General features: G+C 39.4%; 14 protein-coding genes. 11 read left to right on the top strand and 3 right to left on the bottom strand.

What is annotated here, in order from left to right; translation table 11 throughout:
* The first annotated feature begins 106 nt into the window (after positions 1 to 106).
* Entirely contained in the window at positions 107 to 1,324 is a 1,218-nt protein-coding gene (locus tag FB6_RS09470) for a multidrug effflux MFS transporter (protein ID WP_174559766.1), read from the top strand.
* A 57-nt stretch (positions 1,325 to 1,381) separates the two neighbouring features.
* On the opposite strand, the gene FB6_RS09465 is transcribed toward FB6_RS09470, so the two are convergent.
* Positions 1,382 to 2,089, bottom strand: a complete 708-nt coding sequence (locus tag FB6_RS09465) for a nitroreductase (protein WP_174559765.1) — start codon at positions 2,087 to 2,089, stop codon at positions 1,382 to 1,384.
* Between the two features lie 463 nt (positions 2,090 to 2,552).
* Here FB6_RS09465 and FB6_RS09460 point away from each other — a divergent pair, with 463 nt between their 5' ends.
* From FB6_RS09460 to FB6_RS09425, 8 genes are all read left to right on the top strand, one after another.
* Positions 2,553 to 3,893, top strand: coding sequence for a DcaP family trimeric outer membrane transporter (locus tag FB6_RS09460; protein WP_174559764.1), 1,341 nt, complete (start codon positions 2,553 to 2,555; stop codon positions 3,891 to 3,893).
* A gap of 283 nt (positions 3,894 to 4,176) precedes the next feature.
* Entirely contained in the window at positions 4,177 to 5,190 is a 1,014-nt protein-coding gene (locus FB6_RS09455) for a patatin-like phospholipase family protein (protein WP_174559763.1), read from the top strand.
* Between the two features lie 296 nt (positions 5,191 to 5,486).
* Positions 5,487 to 5,684, top strand: coding sequence for a hypothetical protein (locus FB6_RS09450; RefSeq protein WP_174559732.1), 198 nt, complete (start codon positions 5,487 to 5,489; stop codon positions 5,682 to 5,684).
* Positions 5,685 to 6,039: 355 nt separating this feature from the next.
* Positions 6,040 to 6,561, top strand: coding sequence for an acyl-CoA thioesterase (locus FB6_RS09445; RefSeq protein WP_174559762.1), 522 nt, complete (start codon positions 6,040 to 6,042; stop codon positions 6,559 to 6,561).
* Positions 6,562 to 6,691: 130 nt separating this feature from the next.
* Complete coding sequence (locus tag FB6_RS09440) at positions 6,692 to 7,255, top strand: TetR/AcrR family transcriptional regulator (protein ID WP_174559761.1); 564 nt, start codon at positions 6,692 to 6,694, stop codon at positions 7,253 to 7,255.
* 27 nt (positions 7,256 to 7,282) lie between these two features.
* Positions 7,283 to 8,470 (top strand): MFS transporter, encoded by a 1,188-nt coding sequence (locus FB6_RS09435; protein WP_174559760.1) that lies wholly within the window; start codon positions 7,283 to 7,285, stop codon positions 8,468 to 8,470.
* A 13-nt stretch (positions 8,471 to 8,483) separates the two neighbouring features.
* On the top strand, positions 8,484 to 9,377 hold the full coding sequence (locus tag FB6_RS09430; protein WP_174559759.1) for a LysR substrate-binding domain-containing protein: 894 nt from the start codon (positions 8,484 to 8,486) through the stop codon (positions 9,375 to 9,377).
* Positions 9,378 to 9,526: 149 nt separating this feature from the next.
* Positions 9,527 to 10,141 carry a glutathione S-transferase family protein gene (locus FB6_RS09425; protein ID WP_174559803.1) on the top strand — a complete coding sequence of 205 codons (615 nt, stop codon included), beginning with the start codon at positions 9,527 to 9,529 and terminating at the stop codon, positions 10,139 to 10,141.
* 97 nt (positions 10,142 to 10,238) lie between these two features.
* Here FB6_RS09425 and FB6_RS09420 read toward each other — a convergent pair whose 3' ends face one another.
* Positions 10,239 to 11,846 (bottom strand): bifunctional 3-(3-hydroxy-phenyl)propionate/3-hydroxycinnamic acid hydroxylase, encoded by a 1,608-nt coding sequence (locus FB6_RS09420; RefSeq protein ID WP_174559758.1) that lies wholly within the window; start codon positions 11,844 to 11,846, stop codon positions 10,239 to 10,241.
* 324 nt (positions 11,847 to 12,170) lie between these two features.
* The gene (locus FB6_RS09415) at positions 12,171 to 12,395 is read right to left on the bottom strand and encodes a hypothetical protein (RefSeq protein WP_174559757.1); all 225 of its coding nucleotides are present in this window, start codon (positions 12,393 to 12,395) and stop codon (positions 12,171 to 12,173) included.
* A gap of 596 nt (positions 12,396 to 12,991) precedes the next feature.
* Between FB6_RS09415 and FB6_RS09410 the strand changes: the two genes are divergently transcribed.
* The gene (locus FB6_RS09410) at positions 12,992 to 13,996 is read left to right on the top strand and encodes a CobW family GTP-binding protein (RefSeq protein ID WP_174559756.1); all 1,005 of its coding nucleotides are present in this window, start codon (positions 12,992 to 12,994) and stop codon (positions 13,994 to 13,996) included.
* 116 nt (positions 13,997 to 14,112) lie between these two features.
* A complete protein-coding gene (locus FB6_RS09405) occupies positions 14,113 to 14,643 on the top strand; it encodes a YaeQ family protein (RefSeq protein ID WP_174559755.1) in 531 nt (176 codons plus the stop codon).
* Positions 14,644 to 14,665 lie beyond the last annotated feature (22 nt).

The raw sequence follows: 14,665 nt of genomic DNA, 5'->3' as shown, positions 1-14,665 counted from the left end.
GAGAGGGAGTGGAATTATGTGAAATTTCATTCTCAATCCTTAGAAATAATACTATGGACAGTGTAAGCTTGTCTTTAAAGCATCCATTTAAAAATGAAATATCAATATGTCTGTACCGCAATCTACACGGCAATATTCCACGGCATGGATCATGCTGCTGGCCTTGTTGACCTCTTTAGGCCCACTGTCCATAGACATGTACTTGCCGGCCTTGCCGCAAATGGCGCAGGACTTTGGTGTCAGTACGCAAATGGTGGCCAATACCTTGCCGGCTTATTTTTTAGGTTTGGCTTTGGGTCAATTGATTTATGGTCCCTTAAGTGACCAGATTGGACGCAAAATTCCTCTGTATTTTGGTTTAAGCCTGTATGTGGTGGCAAGCCTGCTGTGTATTTTCGCCACCGATGAATGGAGCCTGATTGCGGCGCGGATTTTACAGGCAGTGGGTGGCTGTGTCGGGGTGGTGATTGCACGCGCTGCAATACGCGACCGTCTGGATATACAGGCATCGGCACAAGCCTTCGCCAGCATGATGATTGTGATGGGGATTGCACCGATTATCGCGCCAAGTTTAGGCGCATTGGTATTGCAGTTCTTTAGCTGGCAGGCAGTATTTGTATTTTTAACCTTGATGGGGTTGATCTGTCTGGTATGTGTGCATTTTTTCTTTAAAGAAAGTTTGCCGCCTGAGCGCCGTTTAAGCTTGAATGTCGCCCAGATTATCCGGCTGTATGGGCGTATTTTTAAAGATCCGAGTTTTAAATGGCCGATGCTGGCTGGGTGTTTTTCTGGTGGGATTTTATTTTGTTATATCAGTTCCTCTGCTGCGGTGTTGATGGATGATTATGCTTTATCTCAACAGCAATTTGCCTATGCTTTTGGTCTAAATGCCTTTGGTATCATGCTGTTATCGACCTTGAATAAAAAGCTTGGGCATCAATTTTCAGTACTTAGCCGTTTGAAAATAGGCGGGATAGTCCAGTTGTTTGGCGCATCCATATTACTGGGTGCGGGTTTGTTCGGTCATAGTCCATTGTGGGTGGTATTGATTGGTATGTTCTGGGCCGTGGCGGGCATTGGTTTTACCGGGCCAAATGCCATGGCCTTGGCGATGTCGGAACAGGGTGCGCAGGCGGGGACAGCAAGTGCCATTATGGGCAGCATGCAGTTTGCCTGTGGTTTATTGGGCGGGGTGATTTTGAATTTTCTGGTGTGGGGCTCACTGCTTAATATGGGAATTCTGATGTTGATCTTTGTGGGCATTACCTTGCTTTCTATTCTGCAGCTCAGCCGACAGTTGGAAAACAGAAGTTTAAATCCTTAAATATAGGCATATAAAAAGAGACCTAAACATAGGTCTCTTTTCTTTTAGAAAAACGGCTTATTCATCCATAAACACAGCAAATTCTTCAATGCCAATACGTGGGGTCACAAAGGTATTAACAATATGCTCAGGATCGGCATAACCGAGGGCAATGGTACACACCAGTTCTTCATCTTCCGGGGCATTGAGTACATCTAACACGATGGAATGAAAATGGTTCCAGGCCGCCTGCGGACAGGTATCTAGCCCACGTGCTCTGGCTGCTATCATCACGTTTTGAATCATCATGGAAATATCCATTTTTGATCCAATGCCCATGGCTTTATTGACGGTGAAATACAGGGCAACCGGTGCATCAAAGAGCTGATAATTACGCAGTTGCTGACGCGCCATTTTTTCTTTTTCGCCTTTTTGAATATTCAATAAGCCATATAGCCCCCAGCCATTTTCACGACGACGGTCAATGAAGGGCGAAATCCATTTTTCTGGGTAATAGGCAAAGGTCTCTTGATACTGCTGGGCAAGTTCAGGCTTGGTATAAAGTTCAATTTGCGCATTACATACACGCTCGATCATTTCATCCCGTTTCTTGCCTGTGACCACATAAACTTTCCAGGGCTGGGTATTGGTACCTGAAGGTGCCCGGCTGGCGACAGTTAAAATATCTTTAATAATTTGCGGATCAACCGGTTGATCTAAAAAAGCACGGATAGACTGACGTGAGGTAATGGCATGATCGACATAATGAACTTGTTCTAAATTCATGAAAATTCCTTTTGAAATGATTTTTATTGCAGTGCTTTAGAAGAGGGAAAATGCCATCTCATCAATAGATAGCGTGGTTGGCTAAAATTAAACAGACAAGGCGTGAAATGTAAAGAATGATGATTCTATTTTTAAATCAAATTCTTATACATTAGTCGAATGTGAATACATCAGATTTGCCCAACCCTTTTGCTAAGTTTAGGAATATATTGATTATTATTTGATTGATGGAAAAAAATAAGATTGTTTTTTAATCGTTGGACAAGAAAATCGATTTTAATATCAGTCATAAATTGCTAGATTGTGGCTACATATGGTTTACATATGTTCTACTTTTATAAGATTTTAAGCTTTTTATAAGTAATAAGCAGAACATGCATGATTCTTTGGGCTTTTCATTATTTTTTTAAGTTTATAAAGATCATAAATGCACGGATGCGAAATATTTAATTAGGAGATCAGAATGAGTCGCTTACTCAACGGTAAATTTATGACTAAAGGTTTAGCTTTGGCTGTGACTACAGCAATGGCAAGCACAGCATTTGCTGGCACAGCTGAACAAAAACAAATTCAAGAATTACGTCAAGAAGTTGAAGCATTAAAATCTTTGATTCAGCAGCAGCAACAAGTTCAACAGCAGCAACAAACTCAAATTGAACAAGTCAAAGCTCAACCTGTTCAACTGGCAGCAGCACCCGCAGCAAAACCAGAAACTTCAGCAACTGGTTTTAAAACCAAAGCCGGTGCTAATGTAAACTTATACGGTTTCGTTCGTGGAGATGCGAACTATATTATTGAAGGTGCTGATAACGATTTCGCTAACGTTTCCGGCGTTACTAATTCAAATTCTGTAAAAGACAAGTTACGCGCTACAGCGAAAACTACACGTTTGGGCTTAGATTTCAATGCACCAGTGGGTGATGCTAAAGTGGGTGGTAAGGTCGAGGTAGACTTTGCCAGTAATGACAACGCTAAGTCTGAAAACCTGCGTATTCGTCATGCTTATTTAACTTATAATAACTGGTTGTTTGGTCAAACCACTTCAAACTTCCTGTCTAGTCATGCACCAGAAATGATTGACTTTAGCACCAACATAGGCGGTGGTACTCAACGTTTGCCTCAGGTACGCTATAATTTTAAACTTGCACCGAAAACACAATTGTTTGTTGCTGCGGAAGAAGGTGACAGTAAAGCTTCTGCAAATGTAACAGCTACTGCAGTTGCGGATTCAACAGTAAAATATAGCCTTCCAGTTTTAACTGCAAAAGTCACTCAAGGTTTTGCAGATGGAAAAGGTAATGCATCTGGCCGTGCTTTAGTTGAACATCACAAAGTTCAAGGTAGTAATGATGATAAAGTGGGCTGGGGCTTGGCTGCAGGCACGACCTTTGATGTCACTAGCCAGTTGAAATTGAATGGTGATGTGTCTTATGTAGAAGGCAACAGCAACTATTTATATGGTGCAAATACAGCATATGTTGTAGGTACTAATGGTAATATTGAACAAAACAAATTTACTGCAGTACAAGTGGGCGCAACCTATAAGTTCAATGAAAAGCTTCGTTCAACTTTAGCCTATGGCGCATTATTTGCTGATAACGATACTACTTATGCAAAAACCTTCAAAGATGCTGGCAACACAACAGCAAACAAAGAAGTACAGCAAGCTTGGTTAAACATGATTTATTCACCAGTTAAACCAATTGACCTAGGCATTGAATATATTAATGGTAAGCGTGAAGCATTCACAGGCAAAACATTTAAAGATAACCGTGTCGGTTTAATGGCAAAATATAGTTTCTAACTCGAAATTGCACAAAAAAGAGGCGACTGGTTCGCCTCTTTTTTTATGGAGATCTATCTTTAAAAAATCTGGAGAAAAATAAATTTAGTGCTAATAAGCACTTGTCACATTTGGCAAAGCCAGCTTATCAAATATAAAAGAAAAGATGAGATAATATAAAAATAAGGGTTATGACTCTGAACTTTTAGGACTAGCTTTAACGAAATACTACTGTTTCAGAAACAGTTAATCCTTAAAATGCTATGTTTTTGCCAAAAACAGCTTGATTTATTTTAGGTGGTTCATGATCAACATCAAATTCAGTTTTATTGTTTTAGCCATATTGGGTTTAGCAGGATGCCAAACAGTTTCTCAGCCTAAGCTTACAGTGGGTTCTACAGGACTATCTGAATCACCAACTGTTGATGCACAGGTTCGTGCTGACCGCATTGATTTTAAAAAACTGAAACAACAGCAACATCGTCCGATTGTGGCATTGGTGCTGGGTAGTGGTGGCGCACGTGGCTATGCGCATATTGGGGTCATTCAGGTTCTGGAACAGCAGGGTATTCATCCTGATTTTATTGTGGGAACCAGTGCTGGAAGTATTGTGGGTTCAATTTATGCCAGTGGTAAAACCGGTGATGAATTACGTGAAATTGCTTTGAATATGAAAGCCAATGATGTGCGTGATGTGAAACTGGATATGAAAGGCTTTTTTGATGGAAAAAAAGTTGAAAACTATGTCAATCAGCAAGTCAACAATACGCCGTTAGAGTTATTGAAAACCCCTATGTATGTGGTAGCAACAGAGTTAAAAGAAGGCAAGAAAGTCGTCTTTAATTATGGCAATACTGGGCAGGCTGTACGTGCTTCAGTTTCTATTCCAAGCATGTTTATTCCAACCAAAATTGGTGAGGACGAATATGTTGATGGTGGTTTAGTCAGCCCCGTTCCGGTCGATGTGGCACGTGAGTTAGGTGCAGATATTATTATTGCCGTGGATATTCTTGCTCAACCGATGCATACCGAAACCAGTAATGTCTGGGGAATGTTCAATCAGAATATTAATATTATGCAAAGCCGCCTAGCAGAAGAAGAACTTAAACATGCCGATATTGTGATTCAACCCGATTTAAGAGAAAAAGGTCATATTTTTGATGTTAAAGGTCGTGAAATGACGATGCAGGCAGGTGCAGAAGCAGCGACCAATCAGCTAAGTACTATATCCGCTGTACTTAGTCAGAAGCATTATCCAATTGGGCGTAAAATTCATCAATTTACCGTGCAAGATGAATTAGCTCATTCCAATGACTGAACTAAGGGCAGTTGAAAGCAGCTGCCTATATTGAGTTATATATTTGGGGTTTATACAGACATATGTGGGAGAATTGTTTAAAAGCTTTAAAAAAAGCAGTCTTGATATTGTAAAGATAAATTAATCAATTGATATTGTTGAATAAAGTTAATTAAGTGGTTAAAACTTTTGTTTCATAGTATTTTTATATTAATGTGTTTTTGTTCAATGATTTAAGTTTACCAGTAAATAAAAAATCACTACACTTATTTCTATTCTAAATTGCAATAAAAAGCATGTTATATAGGAATGGTTAAATGAATAACAGTACGACGGCAATAGAAAATATTAAAATTGGTCAGAAAGTAAAAATGGCAAGCATGGGACATTTGATATTTACTGTGACTGCAGAAAACCATGATGGTACCTATACGGTAGAAACCCGCTTAGATCAACAAAATGTTTTGAGTTACGGCAATATTTCCAAAGAGATGCTGCGGATTGTGTCTGTTTAATTTGGTCTTTATGTTTGATCTATTTATTGTGATTTAAAGGATTTATTTTTTCTCTGTCCTATTACTGACGATTATTATAGTTAGTGGCTTCCAGAGCAAAATCTGAATGTTTTTAAATGTATAGTCTTTTTTTTGTAATATTATTTTTAGAACATATATTCTATTAAAATCAAGCTTTAATAAAAAAGCTTATGCGTCAATAAGTTGACTGATTTAATATATATTTTCTTGAATGATGTCAAAATCACTATAAATAATAATGATGATTTTATTGCCAATTTGAACATTCTATTTCGCTGAAAAACGATATAATTACCCTATATACTATTGTCTGTTAAAAAATCTAGAGAACGCGATGTCCACATTAGATCAAATTGCTCCAGCGTTAGATGACCAGTCGGAATTGACCATGTCAGTTTTAATGACTCCTGATATGGCAAACTTTTCAGGAAATGTTCATGGTGGAACAATTTTAAAATTGTTGGATCAAGTTGCATATGCATGTGCAAGCCGTTATTCAGGTAGTTATGTGGTGACTTTATCAGTAGATAAAGTCAACTTTAAAGAACCGATACATGTTGGCGAATTGGTTACTTTTCTTGCCTGTGTGAATCATGTGGGCCGTACTTCTATGGAAATCGGGATTCGTGTAGAAGCTCAAAATATCCAGAAGCGCACTGTTCGTCATACCAATAGCTGTTATTTCACTATGGTTGCCGTAGATGAAAATGGTAAGCCTAAACAAATTCCTGCATTAAACCTCGACAATGACTGGAAGCGTTGCCGTTTTGAAGCTGCTGAACAGCGTAAAGTAGCACGACTTCAGGAAAGCCATCATCCATCGTGCAGTATTTATAAAAAAACCTCGCAATGCTAATCTTGCATTGAATGAAAAGGCCGTTTAAAACGGCTTTTTTTTTGTTTTAAAAATGCTTGAGATCTATACAAACAATGAAAAACGGCATATTATGAAACGATACGTTTCGTTTCGTTTTTTGTGTGACGATATGATTGAAATCGAAAAAACTTCACGCCGTCAGCAATGCATCTTGCAGGCTGTTATTGCAGCACTACAAGAATATGATTACAGTCATCTCACAGTTGAAGATATTGCAGCTCGTGCAGGTGTGGGTAAATCAACCATATACCGCTGGTGGAAGCATAAATCTGATTTGGTGTTTGATGCGTTCAAAGAGCAGACGACTTCAATTTTTGAACTGGATTTTCAGCAGAGTCTGGAATTTAATCTGAATCAGCAGTTGTTAAAACTCTCCCATGCATTGAATCATCCGGTGGGTCGTGCCTTATTGGTTGTCATGGCAGAACATCGTGAAGCTGCAGGCGAATTTTTTAAACAGTACCTGTTACCGCGTCGCGAGCAGACCCGCAAGCTCATTCAAGTTGCGATTGAACGTCAGGAAATTATTGCAGACTATCCATTTGAGCTGATGCTTGATGCATTGTATGGTCCGATTCATTATCAAATTATTTTTTTCAACCGCATGCCGGATGAAACGTACATTCACAATCTTGTGGGTTTGCTGCTGCAACCTGTGCTGGTTCAAAAGTAGCGATGAGCTACATCTAAGTAGGTCATTATGTCTGCGACGAACACCGAGCGTTTATGGAATCGCTCATTCATTTTATGTCTGTTTAATAATCTGTTTCTATTTACTTATTATTTTGCACTATTAACTATCTTGCCTGTCTATATTATGAAGGATTTAGGCGGGACGATAAAAGAGGCCGGATTGGCCCTGACTTTATTTCTCGTTTCTTCTATTGCAGTGCGTCCCTTTTCTGGATTGATTGTTGAAAAATTAGGGAAGAAAGTCGCTTTTCGCGGTTCAGAATTGCTATTTATGCTTTTCGCGTTTAGCTATTTATTTGCTGACAGTATGTGGATTTTACTGGTTATCCGTTTTATACATGGGATCTGGTTTAGCGTTTTGACCACGGTGACGGTGCCGATTGCCAATGATTTTATTCCTGAGCAGCGTAAGGGTGAGGGCATGGGCTATTTTGTCATGTCGACCAACCTTGCCGTAGTATTCGGCCCACTGATAGCTTTAACCGTGCTGCAGTTTACTGGTTTTATCCAGCTGTTTGCGATTTTAACTGCCGTCATTTGTCTGGGCTTTATTTTCTGTTTAATCATACCAGTGCATGAAAATAAAGCTGAACTTATAAACAAGGTAGAAAAAGTTCGGCTAAGTTTTCATGACATTATTGAAATGCGCGCTGTCCCGATTGGATTTGTGGCTTTACTCACTGCATTTGCCTATTCCAGCATCATGAGTTTTATTACTGCCTATAGTGAAGCTAAGGATTTATTGGCCTATACCAGCCTGTTTTTTATTGTCTTTGCCATTTCCATGATTGTGGTGCGACCGTGGGTGGGGAAAATTTATGACCGTAAAGGGGCAAGTGCGATCATTTATCCATCCTTTATATTCTTTGCTTTAGGCTTGGTCGTGGTCAGTTTTGTTTCAAATCAATGGATGTTGTGGTTATCTGCTATATTTATTGGCATTGGCTACGGTTCATTATTTCCCTGTTTTCAGACAGTGGCAATTCAGTCTGCGCCGAAACAACGCATGGGACATGCAATTTCGACTTTTTTTACCCTATTTGATTTTGGTATGGCAATAGGTTCTGTGATTTTAGGATTGATCATCGCCTATTATGGATATCAACTGACTTATCTATTCTGTGCTGTTATGACTGTGATTACTTTATTTGTTTATAAATACACAGTTGCACCATCACTTAAACGACTTAAATAAAGAGGTATAGCTGGTGGAATTACGTCATTTACGCTATTTCGTTGCTGTTGCAGAAGAGCTAAATTTTACTAAGGCCGCACAGCGGATGTGTACCGTACAGCCATCTTTGAGCCAGCAGATCAAAGACCTTGAAAATGAAGTGGGTGTTCAGCTACTGGTGCGTTCAAATCGTAAGGTTGAATTGACCGAATCAGGCAAAGTTTTTTTGAAAGAAGCCTTGTTGAGTCTGGAACATGCGGAAAAAGCCATTTACGATGCCAGACAAATTGCCAATCTGAATAAAGATCAGTTAAACATTGGTTTTGTTCCAGTGGCGGAAATGAAAATTTTCCCTTATATCATGCCGAATATACGTGCACATTTCCCTGATATTAAAATCAACTTTCACAGTTTGACTGATGCACATCAATTCAAGGCATTGAAAAAAGGTGAAATTGATATTGCCTTTACTCGCTATATTGATGAATCGGGTGAGTTTGAACATGTGCAAATTTTTAGCGAACCTTTGGCATTGATTGTTCCTAAAGATTCACCTGTTGCTGATCAGCGTCATATTAGTATCAAGAGTTTTAATCAGCAGGATTTTGTCATAAGTGATGAGGATGCTTCGCCTCAGTTGCATAAAATCATCACCGACTTTTTTAAGCAATCCAAACTGAATGTGAACGTGGTGCAGCGATCGACCAATATTTTACTCAATGTCAATTTGGTGGGCATGGGTGTGGGCTGGAGTCTGGTACCTGCTTATGTGATTCCGCTTTTGGGTGACAAAATTGTCGTGAAAAATACCATTGAGCCTTTGCCGATGATTGATCTGTATGCCAGTTATCGTAAGGGTCAGAGCAATGAAGCGATCGAGCTGATTCTTAAAATTTTGAAAGAGCAATTCTATATGGGCTTCTTCTAAGTCTTTATTTTAGTCAAAATGCGGTGCTTTTTTCGCAGAAAAAAGCACCGTGGTCGAATGCAATCCCGTCACATCATAATCATTAACAGACCTGATAAATCAATTTATACTCGACCTTTAAAATAACAATATTAGGTCAATGAGAAATGATGAAGCTGTATAACAATTTACAATCACGCGGCATGACACTTTTCCCTTTATTGAAAGAGCTGGGTATAGAAGATCAGATTGAACAGATTCAGGTAGCTTATGCAGACATGCATCAGGCTGAATATACGAGCATTAACCCGATGGGAAAAGTGCCTTGTCTGGTGGATCAGGGCGTGGTGATCTCTGAACTTGCAGCCATATTTACTTATCTGGCAGACAAATATATTGAAAAAGGCTTGGCTCCCGCACTGGGTGATCCGAAGCGCGGTGCTTATTTAAAATGGATGTTTTTTTGTCATGGACCATTGACTGAATATATGGACATGAAAGGTTTACATATTTCAAATGAGCAAATGGAAGGAAAGCGCAGCAGTTTGACCTTTGGTAATGAAGACAGTGTATTTTCTTTTTTAAAAAAAGGGATGCAACAGGCCAATCCCTATTTACTGGGGGAGAAAATTTCAGCGGCAGATTTATATCTGGCTTATTGGCTGGTTTTTGCAATTTCTTTCAAAATACTGCCTTATCTGGATGAGTTTAGACCTTATATTCAGTTGATAGCACAGCGCGATTCAATGAAAGATGTACCGTGGTTTCAGAAAATAAATGATTAATTTAATTATTTAATAGAAGCGGAAATAAAAAAGACCACGCTTTCGCGTGGTCAGGGCCTCTGAATATGATTCAGTGAATGTATTTTTTATATCTTGATTATTTTACATGCAGCTTTTTAAACAACTGTTGGCTCACGTGATCTAACGTTTGTGGAATAGCCAGTGCTGCCACAAAACGGTCAGGACGTAAAATCACCACCGATTCAGAAGTTTTACCAAACCAGCTGCGAATATCGGTACCGATATCGCCAACAGTAATCACGCCATCAAATTTCTTACGCTTTTCATTGCCAAACTGAACTTCTGGAATGACCTGAATAAACTTAACGCCTAATTTTTTCCAGACTTGCATGGTGGCATCCGAGATACCCCATTGTGGATCAACACCCCAAGCCAGAATCGCGAAGTCATTGCCAATCACGTCATCCAGTAAAACTTTTTCACCAGATTCAAGTTTGACATGCGGCTGGATAAACATTTTCCCGATTGGCGATTCTTTTTTACCATCTGCCAGTAAAGCACCGTCATGATATTTCGGCATTGGTTTGAAACGCATTTCAAGCAAATATTGTTTAATCGGCTTGATGTAATTCAGTGCATACGCAATACCGTCACGAACAAAACCTTGCCATTTTTTTGGTGGCGCAAGTACGTGACCAGCCATCACAGAAAGATCAATCATGGCTTTGGCATGGTCTTTACGTTCAACCTGATAAGAATCTAATAGGTCAGGAGTTGCTTTACCTTGAATCACCAAGGCCATTTTCCAAGCCAGGTTAAAGGCATCACGCATACCGCTGTTATAACCTTGACCTTGCCATACTGGCATAATGTGCGCAGCATCACCGGCCAATAAAATACGGTCAATACGGAATTTATCTGCAATACGGGCATTGTGTGTATAGACACGTTGACGGATCACTTCGATATTTTCAGCATTTGGCAAAACTTTAGACAGCAATTTAGCGATGTTTTCAGGTTTGCTTAACTCTTCCTGAGTTTCGCCTGGCATTACCATAAACTCAAAACGACGGATACCGTGCGGCAGGGCAGCAGAAACGTAAGGGCGTACCGGGTCACAGCATAAGTAAATGTGTGGTGTGGCTAAAGGATCATTTTCAATATCAATTACGATCCATTGGTTTGGTGCAGTTTTACCATCAAAACCAATATTTAAGGTACGACGTACAATCGAGTTACCACCATCACAGGCAATTAAGTATTGCGCATGAATGGTTTCTTCATTTTGATTTTGATCTTTAAGTTTTAGTGTAACGCCATTAGAATCCTGAGTAAATTCATTCAGCTGACGTGAAAACAGTACTTGAGTTTTTTCATACTGTTTTAAACCTTGTAATAATACATTGTCGACTTGTGGCTGAATAAAAGCATTACGACGTGAGAAACCGAATTCACGCGTTAATGGCTGAATATCTGCAAAGCAACGGCCTTTAGGTGTTAAAAAGCGCATGGCGTGGTTAGGTGTGGTATGTGGCAACACTTGGTCGACCAAACCGAGTGATTGAATGGTACGTAACGACTCATCATCAATACCAATGGCACGTGGGTAATCAATCAAACTATCCAGTTGTTCAATGATAGTCACTTGAACACCTTGTTTACTTAAATAGTTTGCAATTGTTAAACCAACAGGACCTGCGCCCAAGATAGCTACTTCAGTCGTTAAATTCGTTTTGTTGCTCATAGCGAATGTCCATTCAATCAATCCACATTTGAGTGTATTAACGGTGAAATTGAGGGTCTAAACAAGCTATTCCATAGTAGATATATTGAATGAAATAAAAACGATGTGAAAAGCATTTAATTATTAAATGTTTGAAAAATAAAAATAAATAATATGATTGATTATATTATTTTTAGGACTAATGATCATTTTTTTCTATCATTTGATTATGGTAGCCCGAGTATAAAAAAGCCGAATTATTCACATAATTCAGCTTGTTGCACTAAATTATTCATACATAAGATTAAGCGGAGGTGAATAATTTAGAACTGGATTCTAAAAATGTTATTGTGCTGGCTTCGTTGGGTTTTCCTCAACAGCAGCCTCAGAAGCAGGTTGGGATGATGAAGGTTGGGCTGTAACACCTTCAGTCACTGGCGTTACGGGTAATTCTTGAGTCGAAACAATCACTTTTGCTTCTTCTTTTTGTTGTTTATCCGTAGTTGCAGCAAATGTTCCAGTAGCAGCAAGAGTTAAAGTTGTAGCCAGTAAGGTTTTTGTAAATTTCATGTGAAGCATCCTTTATTGTTTAAGAAGTTTAGCTCCATATTTTCATCACCAAATATGGGCAGGACTCATGCTAAGGGTGATGTAGTTTCAGGGCAATCGATGCAACAAATGGAAACAGGACGGTTAACCTGAGCAATACATTTAAGGTTTTATTGTTTTTTACTGTAAAAAATAGGCAAAAGCTGGCAGAAAAAATGTATGCAGATGTTTCTATTTATAGTTCTAAACATTTGATTTGTTACTGTTGAGAAACAAAAGCAGGCTTTCTTGCTGTTGTTTTATGCAAATACTGCTTATGCTCAAATGTAAAAAAATCTTTCAGAAAGCAAGCTAAGGCAAGTTTAATTCATCTTTTTATGCACTTAAAATATAGAATAAAGACGGTATTACTCTAGATCTGGTAGTGTTAGAAAAACTGAAGCCATAAAAATAAATGCAGCAGGGTTTAAAATCAGCTGAAGCGATTGCCATGTGACATGGAAAAAATTAAAGTGATTATTATAAAGTGACTATATATCTGTTGATATTTCCCAATTTTTAATGAGCAGTGCTCATAGGCATGTATTGCTCATCTTCACCTGAATAGCGAGTCTATTTTGAAACTGATTGCTCCCACCCAAGCTGTACCGACCCATATCATTTCTGGATTTTTAGGGGCGGGAAAAACCACTTTGCTCAAGCATTTGCTGAGTCTAAAACCAGAAAATGAAGTGTGGGCAGTGCTGATGAACGAGTTTGGTCAAATAGGGGTGGATCAGCAAATGTTGCCGCAACCCCAGGGCTATGAAGTGAAAGAGTTATTAGGAGGATGCCTGTGTTGTAGTAGCCAGTTGCCGATGCAAATTGCTTTATCTCGGCTTTTGTCAGAAAGCAAGCCGGATCGGTTGTTTATTGAACCTACCGGATTGGGGCATCCCGCACAACTATTGGAGCAACTGACCGAACCTCACTGGCAAGCACATATTGCCATGCGCGCATTAGTCACCGTGGTTGACGGTTCACGCTTGCATGATGCACATTGGACTAAGCAAAACCTGTATGCGGATCAGTTGAAAGCAGCACAAATTATTGTGGTTTCACATACAGACCGTATGGATTTTGCAGATGATCAGGCTTTAGCTGCATTAAAAACCGAATATCAGGCCTTTCAGCAAAGCTGGTTGTTGAGCAGTCATGGGCAACTTTCTCTTGCACAAATTGATCTGCCTTATCTGGGGACAGAGCGTAAAATTCAGCCTTTATTGAAGATTCAAAAATCACTACCCAGCGGACAAAGTCAGCCTGAAATTAAACAGTTGCCGTATCATTATGTCGAAACAGCGCAAGGGTATAGTGTGGCTGGCTGGAAATTGCCCAAGCGCTGGCAATTTGATTTTTATGCCTTGCTGGATTTGCTGTGTGAACAGCAAGATTGGTTACGGATTAAAGGGATTTTTAATACCAATCAGGGCTGGAAAACCTTTAATTTTAATCCTGAACAGTTTAACTATCAGTCGAGTGAAGAAGGCATTGATAACCGGATTGAAATTATTGTGCAGGATCAGCGCGATTGGCAACGATTTGAAGAACAGCTGTTTCAATGTCAGCTTAATCAAGATTAATAAGGTTCTATTGGTAAGTTGTCTAAAGTCATTTATAAAATGTCACAGACCCTAAAACAGGGCAGCAAAATAACGCCAAATCTTATATGCTAGGCGCCAAATTTGAGGACTTTGTTATGGCGCTGAAAGCAACAATTTATAAGGCAGATTTGAATATTGCCAATATGGATGATCATCAATATGGTGATTATCAACTGACCATGGCTTTGCATCCATCTGAAACCATTGAACGATTGATGGTACGCATTTTGGCCTATGCGCGTTTTGCCGATGAAGCCTTGGAATTTACCAAAGATTTATTTGAAACGGATGAACCGGCACTTTGGGAAAAAGACTTGACCGGTCAGCTGATCAAATGGATTGAAGTGGGCAGTCCAGATGAGGATAAAGTAAAAAAAGCCAGTGCCCGTTGTAAGCAGGTGGCAGTCGTTAGTTATGGCTCAGCTGTAGATGAATGGTATAAGCGCAATAGCAAATTAAAAACCTTAAGCAATGTTGAAGTGTGGAAACTCTCTACAGCAACCACAGAAGCATTGCCACAATTATGTGAACGTACCATGCAATTACAGCTCAATGTGATGGATGGTGAATGGACACTGATTGGTGACAATGCCCAAGTCGTGGTGGAATGGGAACAGTTACAGTAAATCGATACAGGATGCAGGTTTA

It is taken from the genome of Acinetobacter bouvetii, from assembly GCF_902753875.1.
Taxonomy (GTDB): domain Bacteria; phylum Pseudomonadota; class Gammaproteobacteria; order Pseudomonadales; family Moraxellaceae; genus Acinetobacter; species Acinetobacter bouvetii_A.
This window is presented reverse-complemented; position numbering and strand designations above follow the sequence as displayed.

What these genes read in the sequence shown, in the direction of transcription:
- FB6_RS09470 (WP_174559766.1), top strand. Translation starts at nt 107, where the DNA reads ATGTCTGTACCGCAATCTACACGGCAATATTCCACGGCATGGATCATG.
- FB6_RS09465 (WP_174559765.1), bottom strand. Translation starts at nt 2,089, where the DNA reads ATGAATTTAGAACAAGTTCATTATGTCGATCATGCCATTACCTCACGT.
- FB6_RS09460 (WP_174559764.1), top strand. Translation starts at nt 2,553, where the DNA reads ATGAGTCGCTTACTCAACGGTAAATTTATGACTAAAGGTTTAGCTTTG.
- FB6_RS09455 (WP_174559763.1), top strand. Translation starts at nt 4,177, where the DNA reads ATGATCAACATCAAATTCAGTTTTATTGTTTTAGCCATATTGGGTTTA.
- FB6_RS09450 (WP_174559732.1), top strand. Translation starts at nt 5,487, where the DNA reads ATGAATAACAGTACGACGGCAATAGAAAATATTAAAATTGGTCAGAAA.
- FB6_RS09445 (WP_174559762.1), top strand. Translation starts at nt 6,040, where the DNA reads ATGTCCACATTAGATCAAATTGCTCCAGCGTTAGATGACCAGTCGGAA.
- FB6_RS09440 (WP_174559761.1), top strand. Translation starts at nt 6,692, where the DNA reads ATGATTGAAATCGAAAAAACTTCACGCCGTCAGCAATGCATCTTGCAG.
- FB6_RS09435 (WP_174559760.1), top strand. Translation starts at nt 7,283, where the DNA reads ATGTCTGCGACGAACACCGAGCGTTTATGGAATCGCTCATTCATTTTA.
- FB6_RS09425 (WP_174559803.1), top strand. Translation starts at nt 9,527, where the DNA reads ATGAAGCTGTATAACAATTTACAATCACGCGGCATGACACTTTTCCCT.
- FB6_RS09420 (WP_174559758.1), bottom strand. Translation starts at nt 11,846, where the DNA reads ATGAGCAACAAAACGAATTTAACGACTGAAGTAGCTATCTTGGGCGCA.
- FB6_RS09415 (WP_174559757.1), bottom strand. Translation starts at nt 12,395, where the DNA reads ATGAAATTTACAAAAACCTTACTGGCTACAACTTTAACTCTTGCTGCT.
- FB6_RS09405 (WP_174559755.1), top strand. Translation starts at nt 14,113, where the DNA reads ATGGCGCTGAAAGCAACAATTTATAAGGCAGATTTGAATATTGCCAAT.